Here is a 19,476-nt window from a genome sequence, read left to right as displayed (position 1 = left end):
GCTACGCGCGCTTGCGATCGAGCCGAAGCGTGAAGACCACCTTCTGCGCCTCCGACTCGGCGACGAGCGTGCCGCCGTGCGATTCGACGATCTGCCGCGCAATGTAGAGCCCGAGTCCGAGCCCCTGCGGGCGTCGTGACGAATCCGTATCGACGCCTTGTTCGAAGGGCTCGAAGAGGCGCTCGAGCTTCTCCTTGGGAATCGTGTTCCCGCGATTCTCCACGGCGAGCGACACCGTCGCCTCGTCGCCGTGCAGGACGAGCTTCACCGGTGTTCCGCGCTCGCCATGGGTCAGGGCATTGCCGACCAGATTCGACACGACCTGCGCCATGCGCCCCGGATCCCATTCGCCGTCCGCATCGCCCACGGTCTCGAGCGTGAGCTCGCGGCCCGGATGCGCGACGCGGAGCTCGTCGAGAACCGTGAGGCACACGTCGCGGAGCGACATGGGCTTCGGCTCGATCGGCAAGCTCCCGTGGAAGCGCGTGCGCGTGAAGTCGAGCACGCTCTGGATCATCTCGGACATGCGGCGCGTCGCCTTGTCGACGTGCACGAGGCCGTTCTTCGTTTGCTCCTGTAGGTTCGTGTCGAGGAGCAAGAGGCCCACGATACCCTGCACGGCACTCAGCGGATTGCGAAGGTCGTGGCCGAGGATGCCCATCATGCGATCGCGGAAGGCGAGGCCCTGGAGAAGCTGCTCCTGGTTTCGTTTCGCCTCGGTGATGTCGACCGCCGTGCCGGTGAGGCCGATGGTTTCGCTACCGGCGTTCTTGAGGGCTTCGAAGTTCAGCAGCATGTGACGCTGCACGCCCTTCTTGATCTCGAGGACGACCTCTGTGGTCACGCGCGCGCCGGATTCCACGACCTGACGCTCCACCTCGTCGAGCGCATCGGACTGCTCCTTCGTCATGAACTCGTTCAGACGCCGCCCCATCATGCTGCCGACGAAGCGCTCGAGCTGCGAGTTGTAGAGCCAGGACAGCTTGCCGTTCGCGTCCGATTCGAAGATGACGATCGACGAGTTCGCGAGCGCGACGCGAAAGCGCTCGGCGCCTTGCCTTGCGCGATATTCGAGGAGAGTGCGCGCCAGTATCCTGGAGGCCCGATCGACGAAGCTATCGAGAAACGCGACGTCGCCGGCGTCGAAACGACGTCCCGATTTGCGCGCGGTGAGGAAGGTAACGACGCCGAGCGTCTCGCCGAGAACGGCGATGGGCACGCTCACGAGCGAGCGAATCTTCGATGCGGCGAGCGCCGAGGGCGCCAGCATGGTCTTCGTCTCGGCATCGCTGGCAACGTCGGCCACGTACGCGGACTGCCGTGAGGCGAGCTCCGAAGCATCGGGCAGCGGCGCCTCGAAGAGCGTATCGATCCGCGCGAGGTCGCGGCCACACGCCTCCACGCGACGGAACTTGCCGCCTTCGAGTGCGTCGATCACGCACGCCTCGGCGATCTCCGGTACGGCGACCCCCGCGATACGTTTGGCGATGCCCTCGACGTCGGACGGGCGCGGGCCAGCGAAGGTCGTGAGCATCGTGACGAACGCCTCGCGCCGCTTGCGTGCCTCGTCGCGAACGTGATCCGCGGCGACCGCGAACCAATCGGCGAGCAGGCGCGCGTCACGCATCGAGACCGACGATTCGCTGTCTTCGAGCGCGTCGTAGACGGCCGTGCGCACCTTGGCGAGGTTCGCGAGGAAGCCGTCGGCATGCATCGCGAGCTGGCTTTCGGACCGGATCGACGTCGGATCGAAGCGACGCGTACGCATCGCGAGCGTCAGCTGGTCGACGTACTCGGCCAACGCTTCGAGGGCATCGGGCTCGCACTGGCGCTCGAGCGCGTCGAGCACCTTCGGTCGGATGTCCACGAGCACGTCGGCGAGCATGGGCTGGTCATCCTAGTCGTAAAATGCCTCGCTTCCTCGGACGAGCTTCGTCTTCCTGCGGGAAGGTTCCGCACGGCGAGGTTCGAGCCATGCAACCGGATCGCGTGGAGGGACGCGGCCCCCATGGTCCTTTTCGAAAGCACGCTCGCCCTCCTGCTCGTCGCCGTGGTGCTCCTGCAGATTTCGCGGCGCTTGCACGTTCCTTATCCGGTGACCCTCGCCCTGGCAGGCGCGGGCGTCGCCGCCATCCCCGGGGCGCCGGCGATCGTGATGGAACCCCATCTGGCGCTCGCCCTCTTCATCTCTCCCCCACTCCTCGACGCGGCCTACGACCTGCCGCCGCGCGAGCTCAGGCGCAACTGGATCCCCCTGCTCGCGCTCGTCGTGTTCGCGGTGGTCATCACGACCATCACCGTGGCCTTGACGGCCTACACGTGGGCCGGTCTCCCGATCGCTGCCGCGATCACGCTCGGGGCCATCGTTGCTCCCCCGGATGCAGCCGCCGCGACCGCCATGTTGAGCGGGTTCGACGTCTCACGACGCACGCTCGCGATCGTACAAGGTGAGAGCCTCCTCAACGACGCCGTGGCGCTTCTCATTTTCGGCGTGAGCGTCACCATGGCCATGTCCCACGACGCGACCGTGGCCGCGGCCTTTCCGCGCTTTCTCGTGGCGGTGCCGGGCGGCGTCGTCCTCGGACTCGTGCTGGCGACGCTCTACCTTCGCGCGCGTCTCACCATCGCCGGAACGCTCGGCGGCACGATCTCCGAGTTCGTGAGCGCCTTCGGCGTTTGGATCGTCGCCGAACGCCTGCACTTGTCGCCGATTCTCGCGATCGTCGCGTTCGCGATGAAGATCGCACACTGGGCACCGTCACGCATGTCGGCGCGCGACCGCGTGCGGTCCTACGCGGTCTGGGAGACGGTCGTCTTCGTCCTCAACGTGCTCGCGTTCCTGCTCATGGGCCTGCAGGCACGTATCATCCTCACCCGCCTCCATGGAGGCTCCGAGCTCCGTGAGGCCCTCGTATTCGCCGGCGTCGTGCTCGTCGTCGTCATCCTCACGCGCATCGTCTGGGTCCTGATCAGCGGCAGGCTCGTGCACGATCTGCTGCTCTACCTGCTGCAGAAGCCCCACCGCGCCGCCAACGTTCCCGCCCCCTCCGAGCTCTTCGTCGTTTCCTGGACCGGCATGCGCGGACTCGTGACGCTGGCGACGTCGTTCGCCCTTCCGGCGAACTTTCCGAAGCGCGATCTCATCGTGCTGACGGCGTTCGTCGTCGTCATCGGCAGCCTCGTCATCCACGGACTGACGCTTGGACCACTCCTCCGCTTTCTCGGCGTCGAGCCGGACACGTCGTTCGCGCGCGAGCTCTCCTTCGCGCGGGCGACCATGATCGATGCCGCGTTGGCGAGCCTCGCGGAGCACCACGGGAAAGCCGCCGACGCCGTGAGGGCGGAGTATCAAGCCGCCCGGCAATCGGCCCGCTGCTCCGACAATCCTCAGGCGGAGACGGCCCAGGATCGGCTGCGCATGCAGGCGATCGCCGCCGAACGCGCGGCCATTGCCAAGCTGCGCCACGAGGGCCGCATCGGCGACGATGTCTTTCATCAGCTCGAGGAGGAGCTCGACTGGTCGGAGCTCAACGCGGCGCCGCCGGGCTACTTCCTCGTGGAAAGCTGATTTCTGGGCTCCGCCGGTGGCTTCTGGGCTTCCGCGGCGGGCCTTTGCGCCGCGCAAGACCGAAGCGATGGGGTGTGGTAGGCATGGGACCAAGGACCATGCCGGACCGAATCAACGTACGCACACTCCTCGAGCAAAAAGGACAACTCGCTGACGACGTCGTCGCGATCAAGACGGACGGGAAGATCATCGATCTTCACTCGTTCGTGGATCCCACGACGACGTACGAGGTCGTCCGCGCGACGGACAAAGACGGCATCCAGGTCATCCGCCACTCGACCGCGCACGTCATGGCCGACGCGGTGCAGAAGCTCTTTCCGGGCACCAAGGTGACCATCGGCCCCGCCATCGAAGACGGCTTCTATTACGACTTCGAAAAGGCGGGCGGCGGCTCGTTCAGCGACGACGACCTCGCGAAGATCGAAAAGACGATGCGCGAGATCGTCAAGAGCAACACGCCGTTCCGCAAGGAGATGATCTCGCGCAACGACGCGCTCGCCCTCTTCGAGAAGATGGGCGAGAACTTCAAGGTCGAGATCATCAAGTCGATCCCCGAGGGCGAGGAGATCAGCCTCTACCGCCACGGCAAGCACGAGAAGTCGCAGGATCCGAAGAACGAGTGGGTCGACGTCTGCGAAGGCCCGCACGTTCCGCGCACCTCGAACCTCGGCGCCGTGAAGCTCACGAGCGTGGCCGGCGCGTACTGGCGCGGCGACGAGCGCAACCCGATGCTCCAGCGCATCTACGGCACCGCGTTCCCGACGCAGGAGCTGCTCGACGAGCACCTCAAGCTCATCGAAGAGGCCAAGGCGCGCGACCACCGCAAGCTCGGCAAAGAGCTCGACCTGTTCATGTTCGATCAGGTCGCACCCGCGATGCCGTTCTTCCTCCCGCGCGGCGCGCACGTCTACAACGCGCTCGTCTCGTACATGCGGGACCTGTACTCGAAGAACGGCTACGACGAGGTCATCACGCCGCAGGCGTTCGACCCGAAGCTGTTCCGCACGAGCGGTCACCTCGGCAACTACAACGAGAACATGTACCGCCTGTGGACCGAGGACCTCCTCGAGGACGCGAAGGCGACGGACAAGAGCGGCTCGAACAAGAGCGAGATCGACTTCATCAAGCAGCTCCAGGACAACTCGTTTGCCCTGAAGCCGATGAACTGCCCGAGCCACTGCGTGATCTTCGGGGCGCGTCGTCGCAGCTATCGTGAGCTGCCCTGGCGCGTCGCGGACTTCGGGCGCCTCCACCGCTACGAGCGTGGTGGCGTCGTGCACGGCCTCTCTCGCGTGCGCTCGTTCTGCCAGGACGACGCGCACATCTTCTGCACGAAGGAGCAGGTCGCCGACGAGATCACGAAGTTCCTGAAGCTCTTCTACGACGTCTACAAGGTCTTCGATCTTACCAAGATCGACATCCGCCTCGCGACGCGTCCGGAGAAGCGCATCGGCAGCGACGAGGACTGGGACATGAGCGAGCGCGCGCTGCAGGAAGGCCTCGAGAAGGCCGGCCTGCCGTTCACGTTCTCGCCGGGTGAAGGCGCGTTCTACGGCCCGAAGCTCGAGTTCCACGTGCAGGACGCCCTCAAGCGCTCCTGGCAGCTCGGAACGATGCAGTACGATCCGAACCTCCCCGAGCGCTTCGACCTCACGTACGTGGGCGAAGACGGCAAGGAGCACCGTCCGGTGATGCTGCACCGCGCGGTCTTCGGAACGCTCGAGCGCTTCATGAGCGTCTACCTCGAGCACTGCGGCGGCAACCTCCCCGCGTGGCTCGCGCCGATGCAGGCGATTGTCCTCACGGTCAGCGACAAGAGCGAAGACTACGGGCGCGACGTGCTCGCCCGCCTTCGCGCGAAGGGCTTCCGCGTGGAAGCGGACTTCTCCGGCGACAAGCTCGGCGCGAAGATCCGCAACGCCCGCATCATGCGTCACCCGTACATGCTCATTCTCGGCCCGAAGGACTCGGAGGCAGGCACCGTGTCCGTGCGTTCGCGCGACAAGGGCGAGCTCGGCGCGATGCCGTTCGATCAGTTCGTGACGCTCCTCGGTGACGAGGGGCGTCCGCCGAGCTGAAGGCTCGGTCGTTCCGCTCTTCGAGCGTTACTCCTCCTCACGACTCGTTCACGACGCAGACGCCTCCGATCGCAAGGTCGGAGGCGTTTTGCCGCGTGCGGACGCGTTGGTCGGATTCGTGCACGCCCCTTCGGCCCGCGCGTGCTCGAGGGGAACCAACGCGGCCCTGCCCGGGATCCACTCCGCCCACGCGAGCAATGAGGAGGACAAAATGGCACACGTCGTCACCGATCTCGATACGACGGCTAGCCCCGAGCGTGTCATCAACGCGCTGACGGACTTCTCGTCGCGACGCTTCGAGCTCTGGCCGAACGTCGACCGCACCTACTTCAAGCTCGAGTCTTCGGGCGAAACCTCTGCCGAGGTCACCGAAGGCTCCGGCGTCCTCGGCGGCGTCTGGGAACGCGGACGCTACGACTGGTCGCGTCCCGGCACGGTGCGTATCGAGGTCAAAGACTCGAACGCCTTCGCGCCGGGCAGTTGGTGGATGTACGAGGTGACTCCGCGCCCCGGCGGCGGCAGCCACGTGCACATGGAATTCAATCGCCGCCCGCGCAACCTCAAGGGCTACATTCTGAGCGGTCTCCTCAGTGTGGCCGGCCCGAAGATCTACGGCAAGCAACTGAGCGAGACGCTTCGCCGTCTCGAACGCGCCGCATCTCCCTCCTGATCGCGCAGGAAGAAGGGCGCGCGCTCGCCGACGGTCTCGAACAAGGAGCTGCTCGTGAAAACCGACGTGATCGTGATCGGTAGCGGCCAGGCTGGCATTCCTCTCGCCACCCGACTCGCTTCTGCGAACAAGAACGTTGTCCTCTTCGAACGAGCAGCTCTGGGCGGCACGTGCACCAACTACGGGTGCACGCCGACCAAGACCATGGTGGCGAGCGCGCGCGCGGCCCACGTGGCTCGTACAGCTGGGCGCCTCGGCGTGAAGGTGATCGGCGTGGAGGTCGACTTTCCGGCGGTCGTCGCGCGCAAAGATGCCGTCGTCGCGCAGTGGCACGAAGGCATCGACAAGCGCATCGCGGATGCCGGCGAGCGGCTCACGGTGATCCAGAGCCATGCCCGTTTCGTCGGCACGAAGGAGGTCGAGGCCGGCGGCAAGCGCTACGCGGCCGACACGATCATCCTCAACGTGGGCGCGCGTCCCATCGTGCCCAAAGTCCCCGGCCTCGAGGGCGTTCCGTTCCTCGACAACACCAAGCTGATGGCGTTGAAGGCGCTTCCCAAACACCTTCTCGTGCTTGGCGGCGGGTACATCGGCTGCGAGTTCGGACAAATGTTCCGGAGGTTCGGCGCCGAGGTCACCGTCGTCGACCATCATGGGCATCTGCTGGCGCGCGAGGACGAGGAAATCTCGAACGCGCTCGAAGAAGTCTTCCGGAAGGAAGGCATCTCGCTCCAGCTCGGCACCGAGGTCGAGAGCGCGCGGAAGGACGGCAACGACGTCGTGCTCCGCCTGAAGAGCGGTAAGGAGCTACGCGGCAGCCACGTGCTCGTGGCAACCGGTCGGCGTCCGAATACCGACGACCTGGGATGCGACGCCGCCGGCGTGAAGCTCGACGCGCACGGCTTCATCGTCATCGACGATGGCTGGGCGACGAGCGTGCCGGGCGTTTATGCCGTAGGCGACGCGACGGGCGAACCGCAATTCACGCACACGTCGTGGGACGACCACCGGCTGCTCTACGAGCGCCTCGTCTCGCGTCCCTCGCACGGCCGAAGCGATCGTGTGATTCCGTATACGGTCTTCACCGATCCCCAGGTCGCGGGCGTCGGCGCGACCGAACGCGCCCTTCGCGCCAAGAACGTCGAGTTCGAGTCGGCGACGATGCCCTTCGGGTACATCGCGCGCGCCCTCGAGCTCGACGAGAAGGCAGGAACGATGAAGATCTTGATCGATCCGAAGACCGAGCAGGTGCTCGGCGCGCGCATCGTGGGCTCCGAGGCCGGCGAGCTCATCCACCTCTTTGCGGCACTGATGCAGGCCAAGCAGAGCGTTCGCGCCATCGTCGACATGGAGGCGGTCCACCCGACCTTCACCGAGGGCGTTCAGGCACTCGTGATGCGTCTGCCGCGCTTTGCTCTCAAGACCTGAACGCGAGCAGACCGCGCGGTCCGAACGTCGAGATCGAACGTACCCCTGCGGCAGGTGCTCGCATCGACATCCACGCAGTCTGACGTACGTTGGGTGTCGATGCGGACCGGATCGAACCCAACCGGCGCACGTCAAAAACGTCCTCGCTCGGCAACAAGCAGCAGCACGCGAAGCACGGGGAACTCGGTGACGCCGAAGAACGGCCGCGATCCTCTCCTCGCAGCGATCTGCCATGATTTGCGTGCCCCGCTCGCCGCGGTGACGATGGGCGCGAACTTCGTGCTCCAGACGACGAGCAATGACGAAGCGAGCGCGCGTTCGCGGCGCATCCTCGAAGCGATGCTCCGCTCCTGCGCTCAGATGGAGCGGCTCGTGCGCAACTTCGCCGACCTCTCCGAGATCGAGGGTGGCAGTGTCACGCTTCGGCTCGGCGTCCACGACGCCGGAGAGATGGCGGAGCTGACGGCGGAGGCCGCGGCCGACAGCGCGCGCGCCAAGGGCGTCGCGATCGAGGTGACCAAGCCCGACTTCTCGCTCACGGTGCAGTGCGATCGCGAGCGAATCCTTCGCGCGCTTGGGCACCTGCTCGAGAACGCCATCCGCTTTGCGCCGGCGCAGAGCAAGATCTCGCTCCAGGTGACGTCGCTGCAGAAGACGCAGCTCGTCTCGTTCACGATCACCGACCACGGGCCAGGCATCTCGGCCGAGGTACGCGAGAACATCTTCGACCGCGAGTGGCACGCCAAGCGAGCGAGTCGCGTTGGGACGGGCTTCGGCCTCTCGATCGCGCGCGGCTTCGCCAGCGCCCACGGCGGCGAGCTCACCTTCGATTCGCAGGAGAACGTGGCGACGAGCTTCGTCTTCACGATTCCCGTCGAAGGTCCTCGCGAAGAAGGCCAGCCGGTCCCGAGCAGCGCGCGTGCGTACTCGGTGCAGGACGACCCGCGGCGAGAAGTGCACGACGGAAAAACGACGCGAGCGCGCGGCCGAACGCCGTCGAACGGCAACGGCAACGGTGGGTCGGTCACTCCGTCTCGACGTCGTCGTCCGTGATGGCGTGCTGCTTCAACTTCTCCCACAAGTTCTTGCGGGAGATGCCAAGCATCTCTGCGGCCTGAGTCTTGGCGCCGTTTGCGAGCTTGAGCGCGCGAAGGAGGTACTGCTTCTCGAACTCCTTCGCCGCGACCGCGAGAGGACGAAGGCCCCCCTCCCCTCCTTCGGACTCGGCGGGCGGGGGCGGCGTTGCCTGCGCCGTGGCCGCCGCGGCGATGTCGGCCGGAAGATGCTCGAGATCGATCTCGTTTCCGTGCGCGAGAACGACGGCGCGCTCGATGGAGTGCGCGAACTCGCGAACGTTCCCAGGGAAGGGATATTCCATCAGCGCGGTCCATGCGCGCGGAGCGATCCCCGGCGGAACACGGCCCGGGTAGAAGCGCCGGAGGAAGTGCGCGAGAAGCAACGGCAGGTCGGCACGGCGCTCACGAAGCGGTGGGATCGTGAGGTCGACGACGTTCACGCGGAAGTAGAGATCCTCACGAAACTTCCCTTGGCTGACGAGCTCCTTCAGGTCCTGGTCGGTGGCCGCGAGAACGCGCACGTTGATCGGAACGGAGGTGTTCGTCCCGAGCGGCTTGATCACGCCCTCTTCGAGGACGCGCAGGAGCTTCGCTTGGGCGGGGAGTGGTAACGCGGCGATTTCGTCGAGGAGGAGCGAGCCGCCGTCGGCCGCCTTGAAACGCCCCTCACGGTCGCGAAGAGCTCCGACGAAGGCGCCGCGCTCGTGGCCGAAGAGCTCGGCTTCGATCATGTTCTCGGGGAACGCCGCGCAGTTCACCGCCACGAAAGGCCCATTTTTGCGAGGGCTCCGCGCGTGGAGCGTATGGGCCACGAGCTTCTTGCCGGTGCCTGACTCACCGCGAATCAGCACGGGCGCGTCGCTTTGCGCAACGGTGTTGATGCGCTCGACGAGCTGCACCATCGAGGGCGTGTTGCCGATGATCGGTGAGCCAGCGTCGCGGCTCGCGACGAGCTTGCGCGCCTCCTCGAGCTCGTTGCGGAGGGCGCGGTGCTCGGCAATGTGACCGATGACACGAAGGGAGAACTCCTCCGCGTCGAACGGCTTGGTGACGTAGTCGTAGGCACCCTCGCGTAGCGAGGCGACCGCGTCCGGAACGCTCGCGAACGCGGTCATCAAGATGACCGACGTGCTCGGCGACTTCTGACGAATGCGCCGGAAGATGGTGAGCCCATCTACCTTGGGCAGTCGCACGTCGAGAATCGCCACGTCGAAGATGCGCTCCGAGATGAGAGCAATCGCCTCCTCCCCGTCGAGCGCCTCCGTCACCTTGTGGCCGGCGTCGGTGAGCGCATACGAGAGACTGAGACGTGATGCCTCATCGTCATCGACGACGAGGATGTCGAGCGGCACCGAATGGCGCTGGGACGCGGATCGCGTCCGTGTCTTCGCCAGTCGCTCCACCATCATCGTGTTACCCCTCTCGCCAGCGTGTTTGCTGGGTCCCGCGAACGACGCACCACTCAGGCCCACTTCGCGACAACGCCGAATGCTCGACCCTACCGCCGTGTTCCGAACGACCACGAAAGCAGGCGCATGACGGCGATTCCCTCCCCCCGACCCGGCTGAGCAGGAATCGTGCTCACGCGCGCCTCGTCGCGAACTGTAACGACGACGACGAGCGGTGTCACCGTTCGGTAGCGCGGGCGTTCTGGACCCGTTGGCGCACGACGGTCAGATCGCATGTGGCACGTCGCTTTCATGTCGTGCGTCACGATGAAGCTCACAGCGGGCGCGAACGTGAATGCCTCGAAACCGCACGCCGGGCGCGCCATGCCTGCGCGGATGCGCTTCGCCTTCGGAGGGCTCGCGCTCGCGGGCTTCTTCGCGATCGGTGCTCCGGTGCTCGCAAACGCCCTCCACATCAGCACGCCCGCAGCGAGTTTTGCGCTGCTTGCGGGTGGGCTCGTCGGGCTCGGACTTCGCCTCGGCAGCCAAATGGATGCCCTCGAGAGGCACTCATTCGAAGACCCGATGACCCGCGTGGGCAACCGACGACAGTGGCAAACGCGCCTCAACACCGAGCTCGATCGGGCCATCGAGTCCCGCATGCCCTTGTCGGTGCTCATGCTCGACCTCGACAACCTGAAGAGCTTGAACGATGCAGGGGGCCACGGCTGTGGCGATCGCGCGCTCGCGCTCGTCGGTGAGGTGCTGCTTGCGACGTGTCGTTCGCGTGACGTTCCCGTCCGGCTGGGTGGTGACGAGTTCGCGGTCGTGCTTCCCCGGACGAGGCCTGCGGAAGCGAAGATCCTGGCCGAGCGCATTCGTTCGGAGATCTCGCGACGTCGCGTCGGCATGGAGTCCCCTCTCGACCGATTGCTCACGGTCTCGATCGGAATCGCCGATCTCGAGAGCATCTCGGACGTGCGGGCAGACCTTCTGGTCGAATCTGCCGACGCAGCTCTCTATCGAGCCAAGTCGAGCGGCCGTGACCGCATCGAAGTGAAGGGCCCCGCCAACGATACGAGCGGCGTTTTCCGCTTCGACGAGAAACGTCCGCAACGCCGAGTCACCGCATGAAGAAAATCGTTCGAAACTCGCAAGGACCTCGCATGCCGATCGACAAGATCCTCGTTCCCGTGGACTTCAGCGCGTGTTCCGACGCGGCACTGGCGTACGCGCTTTCCATGGCGGACGAGTGCGGAGCGCAGGTGGAGGTCCTGCACGTCTGGTCGCCGCGCGACCGCGAGGGCCGTGCGAGCACGATCTTCGCGGACACGCCGGAAGGCATCGCGATGGAGCGGGCGTTGTCCGCGGCGGAGAGCGATCACGCTGCCCGCATTTGCGGGCGCTTGGAGTTCGGTGAGGAGCCGTCGAGCGTCATTCTCGACATCCTCGAACGCGAGCGTTTCGACCTCGTGGTGGTAGGCCGAGGAGGACGGTCCAAGGACCAGGGTGGTCACGTCTCGGCCCATCTCGAGCGTGAAGCTCCATGCAAAGTGGTCGCGCTTCCGATCGTGAAGGCGGACCCCAACCGCTCGTTCGTCGACACGTTCATCGCGAAGAGAACCGCCGGAGGTTTCGACGCCGGCTGACGTTCACGAAGCTTGTCCGAGAAACGCGCACACATCGCGCGAGCGAAAACAAGACGCGGAGCCGAGCGAGACCAGTTTCCCGCGACGCTCCGCGTCGCTATATCGGCTGGCCGAGTCCGCGAATGAAGTCCACGCCGCCGCCGATCAAGCTCGCGCACCGCGCAGTCGGCGTGATGTTTTGCGCAAACGGCATTCTCTACGCGAGCTGGGTTTCGCGCATTCCCGCCGCGCGCGATGCGCTCGCGATCGGTGAGAAGAAGCTCGGGCTCGTGCTGCTCGGCGCGGCCATCGGTGCACTGCTCGCCTTTCGTGTTGCCGGTCGACTCATCGCCCGCTTCTCGAGCCGAACCGTCACCTGGGTCGCGGCATCGGCCTTGTGCTTCGCGCTCCCCCTGCTCGGATTCATGACGAGTGTCGTCACCCTGACGATGACGCTCGTGCTCGTCGGCGCGGCGAGTGGGCTCATGGACGTCGGGATGAACGCGCACGGGGTCGAGGTCGAGAAGCGACTCGGACGACCGATCTTCTCCTCGCTCCACGGCATCTTCAGCCTTGGCGGCCTCGTGGGCGCAGCGCTGGGCGCACTCGTGGCCGGACACGGCATCTCAATGCGAACGCATCTCGTAGCCGTGTCTGCAGCCCTCCTCGCAGTCGTGCTCCATGGAGGCCGGAGGCTCTTGCGCGAAGACATGCCGGTGCGGGTCGAGGTCTCCGCAGAAGAAGCCGAAGAGCACGCTCGGACGGCTCGACTATCCGGCCGTACGCTCGAGCCGAGCCCAAGCGCGCGTTCAGAGGCAACGACGGCGCTCCTCGGCCTCGGCGCCATCGCCTTCTGCTCGTCGCTCGGCGAAGGCGCGATGGCCGACTGGACCGGCATCTACTTGCAAGACGTGCTGCACAGCACGGCGGGCATCGCGGCGCTCGGCTACGCGGCCTACTCGCTCGCGATGCTCACGGGTCGCTTCGCCGGCGACCGCATTACGGCGCGCCTCGGCGAACAGCGCGTGGTTCGCACGGCAGGCCTCTTCGTGACCATCGGCCTCTCGTGCGCGCTCGCGATCCCCGTGCGCTTGTTCTTCTTCGCGGGCGTCATCGCGACAGGCCTCGGCCTCTCGGTGCTCGTGCCCGTCGTCTTCCGCGCCGCCGGCCGCTTGCCCGGCCTTGCTCCCGGCGCCGCCCTCGCGCGCATCGCGACGCTATCCTACGGCGGCTTCCTGATTGGCCCCCCAGCAATTGGCTTTCTCGCCGAGCACTTCTCGCTGCGAATCGGCCTCGCCTCGATCGTGGTCCTCGCATCGGGCATCGTCATCTTCTCGCGCGCCGCCGCCCCCCGCGAGCTTCCGGCTCCGACGGCAACCCCGCTCCCGCAGCGTCAGTAGCGATTCATCAGTACGCGACGCACGTGCATTCACGCAGCGCGTGCTGTGTTGCAGACAGCCGCGGCTGGGCGAGAGCGCAGCGCATGACTCTCTCCTCTCGGGCGATCTTCACGGCGGGTGTGCGGGTCGTGTGCAACGGCGCCGCCCTCGTCATCACGCGCTACTGGAACGGAGTCCATTTCCCTCTTCTTTGCGCGCTCCGCGTCTCTGCGCCTTCGCGCTTCGACTTCATCGGTTTCGTTCGATCGGCAGTGTGCAGCTCGCCGTCTTCCGGAACATCCTCGCGCAAAGTCGCAAAGCCGCTGAGAGCGCAATGTACTGGAGCCGAGGTCTGGCACCATTCCACAATGGCGTTTTGACAGTCCACTGCCAGACGCAATCCATTTCCCTCTTCTTTGCGCGCTCCGCGTCTCTGCGCCTTCGCGCTTCGACTTCACCGGTTTCGTTTGACGGTCAATCGATGCACGCCGCGTTCGACGCGCCGGCAAACCATTCGCCAAGGATGACCCGGCGAACCCCCATGCGCATCTGCGGCACGTTGAAGTTCAAGAGCAGGCCGAGCGGCAACCCAGTCGCACGGAGGTACGAGACGACCTGGGCAGTGTGAATCGACGCAAACCGTTCGACGGCCTTGATTTCGACGAGAAGGGACTCGGTGCCACTCGGACTATCCACGAGCGCGTCCAAACGATGCTCTCCAATAGGCTCCCCCTTGTAGACAATCGGAACGATGACCTGCGACCGAACGCGATGAGCCCGTAGCCCCAACTCGATACGGAGCGCTTTCTCGTAAACGCTCTCCGCGTATCCCGGTCCGAGGGCGCGATGTACATCGATCGCGGCTCCGAGCACGGCGTGCGAGAGGTTGTTCAAGGCAGCAGACGGTTCCTGCATGCCTTGCACATCGCCCCGTAGGAGCAGAACGTTGCGTCGGACAAAAGAAAAACGCGAAGCCTCGGGAGACCGAAGCTTCGCGTTTCGCTTTGGAGCGGTCCTCGCGGACCGGCTGCCGATTATTGGGTCTCTTCGAACTCGGCGTCGATCACGCCGCCGTCCTTGCCCTTCTTGTCTTCGCCGCCACCTTCGGGGGCGCCGCCCGGCCCGCCGGGGCCGCCCGGTTCACCCGCGCCGCCGGCGCCCTGGTACATGACGCTGGCGAGGCGGTGCGCTTCCTTCTCGAGCTTGTCGAGGGTGTCCTTGACCTGCGCGTCGTCCTGCTTCTCGACGGCCACGCGGCCGTCCTTGATGAGGCCTTCGAGCGTCGAGATGTCGGCCGCCTGGATCTTGTCCTTGTTCTCCGAGATGGTCTTCTCGAGCGTGTAGCAGAGGTTGTCGAGCTTGTTACGGCGCTCGATCTGCTCGCGACGGTCCTTGTCCTCCGCCTCGTGCTCGGCGGCTTCCTTGACCATGCGATCGATCTCGGACTGGTTCAGACCCGAGCTGTCCTTGATGACGATGCGGTGGTCCTTGCCCGTCGCCATGTCCTTCGCGTGGACCGAGAGGATGCCGTTCGCGTCGATGTCGAACGACACTTCGATCTTCGGCGTGCCGCGCGGCGCGGGCATGATGCCTTCGAGCGAGAAGTTGCCGAGGCGCTTGTTGTAGCGAGCCTCGGTGCGCTCGCCCTGGAGGACGACGACGTCGACCGACGGCTGGCTGTCCGCGGCCGTCGAGAAGATCTCCTTCTTCTGGGTCGGGATCGTCGTGTTGCGCGGGATCATGGTGGTCATGACGCCGCCGAGCGTCTCGACGCCGAGCGAGAGCGGGGTGACGTCGAGGAGGACCATGTCCTTCACGTCGCCCGAGAGAACGCCGGCCTGGACCGCCGCGCCGATGGCGACGACTTCGTCCGGGTTCACGCCCTGGTGCGGATCCTTGCCGAAGAACTTCTTGACCGTCTCCTTGACGAGCGGGATGCGCGTGGAGCCACCGACGAGGATGACTTCCGCGATGTCCTTGGCGGACTTCTTCGCATCCTGGAGCGCCTTCTTGACGGGCTCCATCGAGCGCTCGATGAGCGGCGCCATCATCTGCTCGAGCTTCGAGCGCGACAGGCGCATGTCGAGGTGGACCGGGCCGCCGGGGCCGACCGTGATGAACGGCAGGTTGACCGACGTCTCCTGGACGCTCGAGAGCTCGATCTTCGCCTTCTCGCCGGCTTCCTTCAGACGCTGGAGGGCCATCTTGTCCTTCGACAAGTCGATGCCCTGCGCCTTCTTGAACTCTGCGATGAGCCAGTCGATGATCAGGTTGTCGACGTCGTCGCCGCCGAGGTGCGTGTCGCCGTTGGTCGAGATGACCTGAACGACGTTGTCGCCGACCTCGAGGATCGAGATGTCGAACGTACCGCCGCCGAAGTCGTAGACGGCGATGATCTCGTCCTTCTTCTTGTCGAGACCGTACGCGAGCGCCGCAGCAGTCGGCTCGTTGACGATGCGCTTCACGTCGAGACCGGCGATCTTGCCGGCGTCCTTCGTGGCTTGGCGCTGCGCGTCGTTGAAGTATGCGGGGACCGTGATGACCGCCTCCGTCACCTTCTCACCGAGGTAGTCCTCCGCAGCCTTCTTCAGCTTCTGGAGAACCTTCGCGCTCACTTCCTGCGGGCTCACGGCCTTGCCGCGAATGTCGAAGGCGGTGTCGCCGTTCGACGCACGCACGGTCTTGTAAGGAACGCGCTTCGTTTCCTCGTTGACCTCGTCGAACCGACGACCGACGAAGCGCTTCGCGCTGAAGATCGTGTTCTCCGGGTTGGTGACGGCCTGGCGCTTCGCGATCTGGCCGACGAGGATTTCCCCCTTCTCGTCCCACGCGACGACGCTCGGCGTGATGCGCGAGCCTTCTTCGTTGACGATCACTTCGGGCTCACGCCCCTGCATGATCGCCACGCAGCTGTTCGTGGTTCCGAGGTCGATTCCGATGATCTTGCCCATGGCCGTTTGCCTCCGAGACAGTCCCTTTGAGGTCGCGCGCGAAGTCTTGTGGAGAGAGAACCAGGAGCGGGCCTATCTCGGCCCCGACCCGATTCTCGGGGTTGCGATCCGCGTTTCCGGCGCGCGTCCTACAGGAGCTGCGAGTTTTCGGGCAAGGTAATCACACGCGTAGAGGCGTCAACGCCATCCGGCACGGAACTTGAGGTAACCGAGCAGCCTTCTTCGAAGAGCGCGGCGACACGAAGTTTTAGCTTGTCTTTTGGCACCGCTCGACGGGTGCACGCGAAGGCGCCTGTCAACCCTGCCCAGTGCGTTTTCGATGGAGCTCGAGCTCCCTCTCGACCAGCTTCCGCAGGCTGGGATCGCTGCGGGTCGGGACGTCGAACGGATCGTGGAGCACGCCCGGATCGGTTGGCCTCTCGGCCGGACGCTGCGAACCACCTCCCATCGGCATCGTCCGGGGCGCGGGCTCGTCGAGCGTCGTCGCGAGCTCGGGCGGCTCCGACCCCGACGACACCACGACCGGGATCGATCCGTCGGAAATGCCTGCGGTCGATGGCTCCGGCAAACGAACGGGCGGCGGGCCAGGGAACGAGCGCAGCCCACTCTCGTTCTGGAGGCGCGGTGTCGGCACGGGATCGGTGTACGGCCCCTGCGAGAGCGCCTCGTCGTCGCGCGCCGGACGCACGAGCGGACCGGCATAGGACTCGTCGACGCGCCCGATGCCGCGCATCACGTCCGTCGCCTCGACATCGTCGACGCTCGCCATCACGATCCACCACTGCTCGAGCATCTCGCGCGTGGTCTGGAAGCGATCGCCTGGGCTTCGCGCCATCGCCTTGAGCACGAAGCGGTCGAGGAGCTCGTTCACGGGCATCCCGGGGATGCTGGAAATGGCGGGCGCCGACTGCTCCGTCTTCATACGGATGACGGCCTCGATCGAGCGGCTCACGAAGGGTAGCCGCCCCGTCAGAGTCCTGAAAATCACGACGCCCAGCGCATAGACGTCGGCCGCGAAGCCGACACCTTTCGCGTCCGCGAACTGCTCGGGCGCCATGTACCCCATGCTGCCGATGAGGTGGTTCGTCGAGGTGAGCCCACCGCCCTCGCCGGTGATGTCACGCAGGCGCGCGACGCCGAAGTCGATCAACTTCACGACGTCTTCGAAGCCCTCGCGGTGGAGGTAGACGTTCGAGGGCTTGATGTCGCGATGAATGACCTGCGCGGCGTGGCAGTCACGAACACCGAGAATGAGCTGCTCCATCCAGCGCATCGCGAGGGGGAGCGGAACGGGGCCGTCGCGTCGCAGCTTGGCGTCGAGGGTTTCTCCGGTCAGGCGCTCGAGAACCAGAAAGGGCTGTCCGTGCTCGAAGCCAAAGCCGAGCAGCTTGCCGACATGGCGACTCGAGAGCGACGAGAGGAGAACCGCCTCTCGCGCGAAGCGCTCGCGCATCTCCCGTCCCGACTGGGAGGGCTCCAGCATCTTGATGGCCACTTGCCGGCCGGTCGCGACGTGCACACCTTCATAGACGCGCGACGTTGTCCCTGACCCAAGCGCCCCCGCGATCTTGAAATCGGAGAGCTTGGCGCGCTCGAGGGCCATCGGGGCAGCAGCGTATCATCCTCCGGCTAGGGCTTTGGATCTCGTCTGTGACTCCGGCCACCCGACCCCCCGACACCCCGGGCTTCCCCCTCGAACGGGGCCGCCCGGGTGGACGGCTACCGCCGTTCCGGGCGCGTCATGGCGATAGAGGTCAGGAGTAAGCCCAGGGCTGGAAGCCCCCCCTTGCAATCTTGCAAACGCCTCACGTTGCGACCGCCAAGGGGTGCTGGTAGAGTCGGCGGGGCTCCTATTTTGGGGGTCCCTCCGCTGCAAATTCGTGCGAATTCCATGAATTCGCGGACTTTCGGCAGGTACTTCCCCTTGGCACGTTCGTCATACGGCATCGGCAACTCGGCAATGCGCCGTCGGTCAAATCCGGATCTTCCTCCGCCTCCCGAGCTTCCGTCGTTCACGGTCGAGGCGGAGCCTGACGACGCCCCCTCGATTGTCGAGCGGCACGCGGGAACGGGACTTCAGCGTCACGACGCTCCCCTCAACGACGACTCCATTGACGAGGACGCCGCGAAGGTGGTCCGCCGCCTCGAGCGCGCGGGCTACCAGGCGTACCTCGTCGGCGGCTGCGTCCGTGACCTCCTCCTGGCCGGACGGCCGAAGGACTTCGACGTTGCCACGAACGCTCGCCCCGACGACGTTCGGGCGCTCTTCCGCAACTGCCGAATCATCGGCCGTCGCTTCCGCCTCGCCCACGTCCTCTTCGGTCAGGGCAAGGTCGTCGAGGTCGCCACGTTCCGTCGCAACCCCACGGACAGCGACGTCGAAGACGACGACGATCTGCTGATCCGGAGCGACAACGTCTTCGGCGAGGCCCACGAAGATGCGCTCCGTCGTGACTTCACGATCAACGCGCTCTTCTACGACCTCGATCGCAAGCAGGTCCTCGACTGGTGCGGGGGCATGCCGGACATCCTCGCGCGGAACATCCGCACGATCGGGGATCCGACGGTGCGCTTCCGCGAAGATCCCGTCCGCATCCTGCGCGCGATCAAGTTCGCCGCTCGCCTCGACCTGGGCATCGACCCCGACGTCTACGACGCGATGGTGGCGCAGCGTGCCGAGCTCGCACGCGCCGCGCGTCCCCGCATTTTCGAAGAGATCCTGCGCCTGATGCGCGCGGGGGCTTCGCACCGCTCGATGTGGCTGCTCTGGGAGATCGGCGCGATGGCCATTCTCCTTCCCGAGCTCTCGGCCTTCCTCGACGACGAAGAGGCAACCGACGGCGGCAGCGCCCGCTTCTTCCGCAAGATGTCGCTTCTCGACGAGAAGACGAAAGAGTCGGGCGCGCTCGACGACATCGTCCTCATGACCACGCTGCTCTACGAGCCTCTCGAAGAGGCCGCGTCGGGCGTGCGCGACGTCGTCGGCGCCGTGAACGACTTCCTCGATCCGGTGATCGATCGCATCGCGATGCCGAGGCGCATCGCCGACGGCATCCGGCGCATCATGTTCATGGTGCCCCGAATCATCGCCGGACGGATCGGTCGCTTCGCGCGTACCGACCTCTTCCTGCCCGCCCTCGACGTCGCCGAGCTGGTCCTCGCTTCGCGTGGCAAGAGCACGAGCGCCATCGAAACGCTTCGCCGCGAGGCCATGCCACCTGCTCCCCGTCAGCCCAGCACCAGGCGCGGTGGTGGCGGTGGCGGTGGCGGTGGCGGTGGCGGTGGCGGTGGCGGCGGCAGACGTCGCTGA

General features: G+C 65.8%; 14 protein-coding genes. 9 read left to right on the top strand and 5 right to left on the bottom strand.

What is annotated here, in order from left to right; genetic code table 11:
• Position 1 precedes the first annotated feature (1 nt).
• Positions 2-1,885, bottom strand: coding sequence for a sensor histidine kinase (locus tag AKJ09_RS16580; protein WP_146648178.1), 1,884 nt, complete (start codon positions 1,883-1,885; stop codon positions 2-4).
• A 123-nt stretch (positions 1,886-2,008) separates the two neighbouring features.
• Here AKJ09_RS16580 and AKJ09_RS16575 point away from each other — a divergent pair, with 123 nt between their 5' ends.
• The 5 genes from AKJ09_RS16575 to AKJ09_RS16555 all read left to right on the top strand — a co-directional run bounded on the left by AKJ09_RS16575 (position 2,009) and on the right by AKJ09_RS16555 (position 8,797).
• On the top strand, positions 2,009-3,568 hold the full coding sequence (locus AKJ09_RS16575; RefSeq protein WP_146648177.1) for a cation:proton antiporter: 1,560 nt from the start codon (positions 2,009-2,011) through the stop codon (positions 3,566-3,568).
• A 98-nt stretch (positions 3,569-3,666) separates the two neighbouring features.
• Positions 3,667-5,646: a threonine--tRNA ligase gene (thrS, locus tag AKJ09_RS16570; protein WP_205633725.1), complete on the top strand. Its 1,980-nt coding sequence runs from the start codon at positions 3,667-3,669 to the stop codon at positions 5,644-5,646.
• A 211-nt stretch (positions 5,647-5,857) separates the two neighbouring features.
• Positions 5,858-6,316, top strand: a complete 459-nt coding sequence (locus AKJ09_RS16565; protein WP_146648175.1) for an SRPBCC family protein — start codon at positions 5,858-5,860, stop codon at positions 6,314-6,316.
• Between the two features lie 54 nt (positions 6,317-6,370).
• Positions 6,371-7,744 carry a dihydrolipoyl dehydrogenase family protein gene (locus tag AKJ09_RS16560; RefSeq protein ID WP_146648174.1) on the top strand — a complete coding sequence of 458 codons (1,374 nt, stop codon included), beginning with the start codon at positions 6,371-6,373 and terminating at the stop codon, positions 7,742-7,744.
• A 186-nt stretch (positions 7,745-7,930) separates the two neighbouring features.
• Entirely contained in the window at positions 7,931-8,797 is an 867-nt protein-coding gene (locus AKJ09_RS16555) for a sensor histidine kinase (RefSeq protein ID WP_169927588.1), read from the top strand.
• Here AKJ09_RS16555 and AKJ09_RS16550 read toward each other — a convergent pair.
• A complete protein-coding gene (locus tag AKJ09_RS16550; protein ID WP_146648172.1) occupies positions 8,769-10,229 on the bottom strand; it encodes a sigma-54-dependent transcriptional regulator in 1,461 nt (486 codons plus the stop codon). The genes AKJ09_RS16555 and AKJ09_RS16550 overlap by 29 nt on opposite strands.
• 306 nt (positions 10,230-10,535) lie before the next feature.
• Here AKJ09_RS16550 and AKJ09_RS16545 point away from each other — a divergent pair, with 306 nt between their 5' ends.
• From AKJ09_RS16545 to AKJ09_RS16535, 3 genes are all read left to right on the top strand, one after another.
• Positions 10,536-11,342 carry a GGDEF domain-containing protein gene (locus tag AKJ09_RS16545; protein ID WP_205633724.1) on the top strand — a complete coding sequence of 269 codons (807 nt, stop codon included), beginning with the start codon at positions 10,536-10,538 and terminating at the stop codon, positions 11,340-11,342.
• Positions 11,339-11,857, top strand: coding sequence for a universal stress protein (locus tag AKJ09_RS16540; RefSeq protein ID WP_146648170.1), 519 nt, complete (start codon positions 11,339-11,341; stop codon positions 11,855-11,857). The genes AKJ09_RS16545 and AKJ09_RS16540 overlap by 4 nt, the downstream gene beginning before the upstream one ends.
• A 122-nt stretch (positions 11,858-11,979) precedes the next feature.
• Complete coding sequence (locus AKJ09_RS16535) at positions 11,980-13,236, top strand: MFS transporter (protein ID WP_169927587.1); 1,257 nt, start codon at positions 11,980-11,982, stop codon at positions 13,234-13,236.
• A 453-nt stretch (positions 13,237-13,689) separates the two neighbouring features.
• On the opposite strand, the gene AKJ09_RS16530 is transcribed toward AKJ09_RS16535, so the two are convergent.
• From AKJ09_RS16530 to AKJ09_RS16520, 3 genes are all read right to left on the bottom strand, one after another.
• Positions 13,690-14,130, bottom strand: a complete 441-nt coding sequence (locus AKJ09_RS16530) for a GxxExxY protein (RefSeq protein ID WP_146648168.1) — start codon at positions 14,128-14,130, stop codon at positions 13,690-13,692.
• A 119-nt stretch (positions 14,131-14,249) separates the two neighbouring features.
• Positions 14,250-16,166 carry a molecular chaperone DnaK gene (dnaK, locus tag AKJ09_RS16525; protein ID WP_146648167.1) on the bottom strand — a complete coding sequence of 639 codons (1,917 nt, stop codon included), beginning with the start codon at positions 16,164-16,166 and terminating at the stop codon, positions 14,250-14,252.
• A 295-nt stretch (positions 16,167-16,461) separates the two neighbouring features.
• Entirely contained in the window at positions 16,462-17,769 is a 1,308-nt protein-coding gene (locus AKJ09_RS16520) for a serine/threonine protein kinase (RefSeq protein WP_146648166.1), read from the bottom strand.
• 321 nt (positions 17,770-18,090) lie between these two features.
• Here AKJ09_RS16520 and pcnB point away from each other — a divergent pair, with 321 nt between their 5' ends.
• A complete protein-coding gene (pcnB, locus tag AKJ09_RS16515; RefSeq protein ID WP_240488496.1) occupies positions 18,091-19,476 on the top strand; it encodes a polynucleotide adenylyltransferase PcnB in 1,386 nt (461 codons plus the stop codon).

Source organism: Labilithrix luteola, assembly GCF_001263205.1.
In the GTDB taxonomy this organism is placed as follows: domain Bacteria; phylum Myxococcota_A; class Polyangia; order Polyangiales; family Polyangiaceae; genus Labilithrix; species Labilithrix luteola.
The sequence above is the reverse complement of the archived record's forward strand: the minus strand, read 5'-3'. Positions and strand labels throughout refer to the sequence as shown.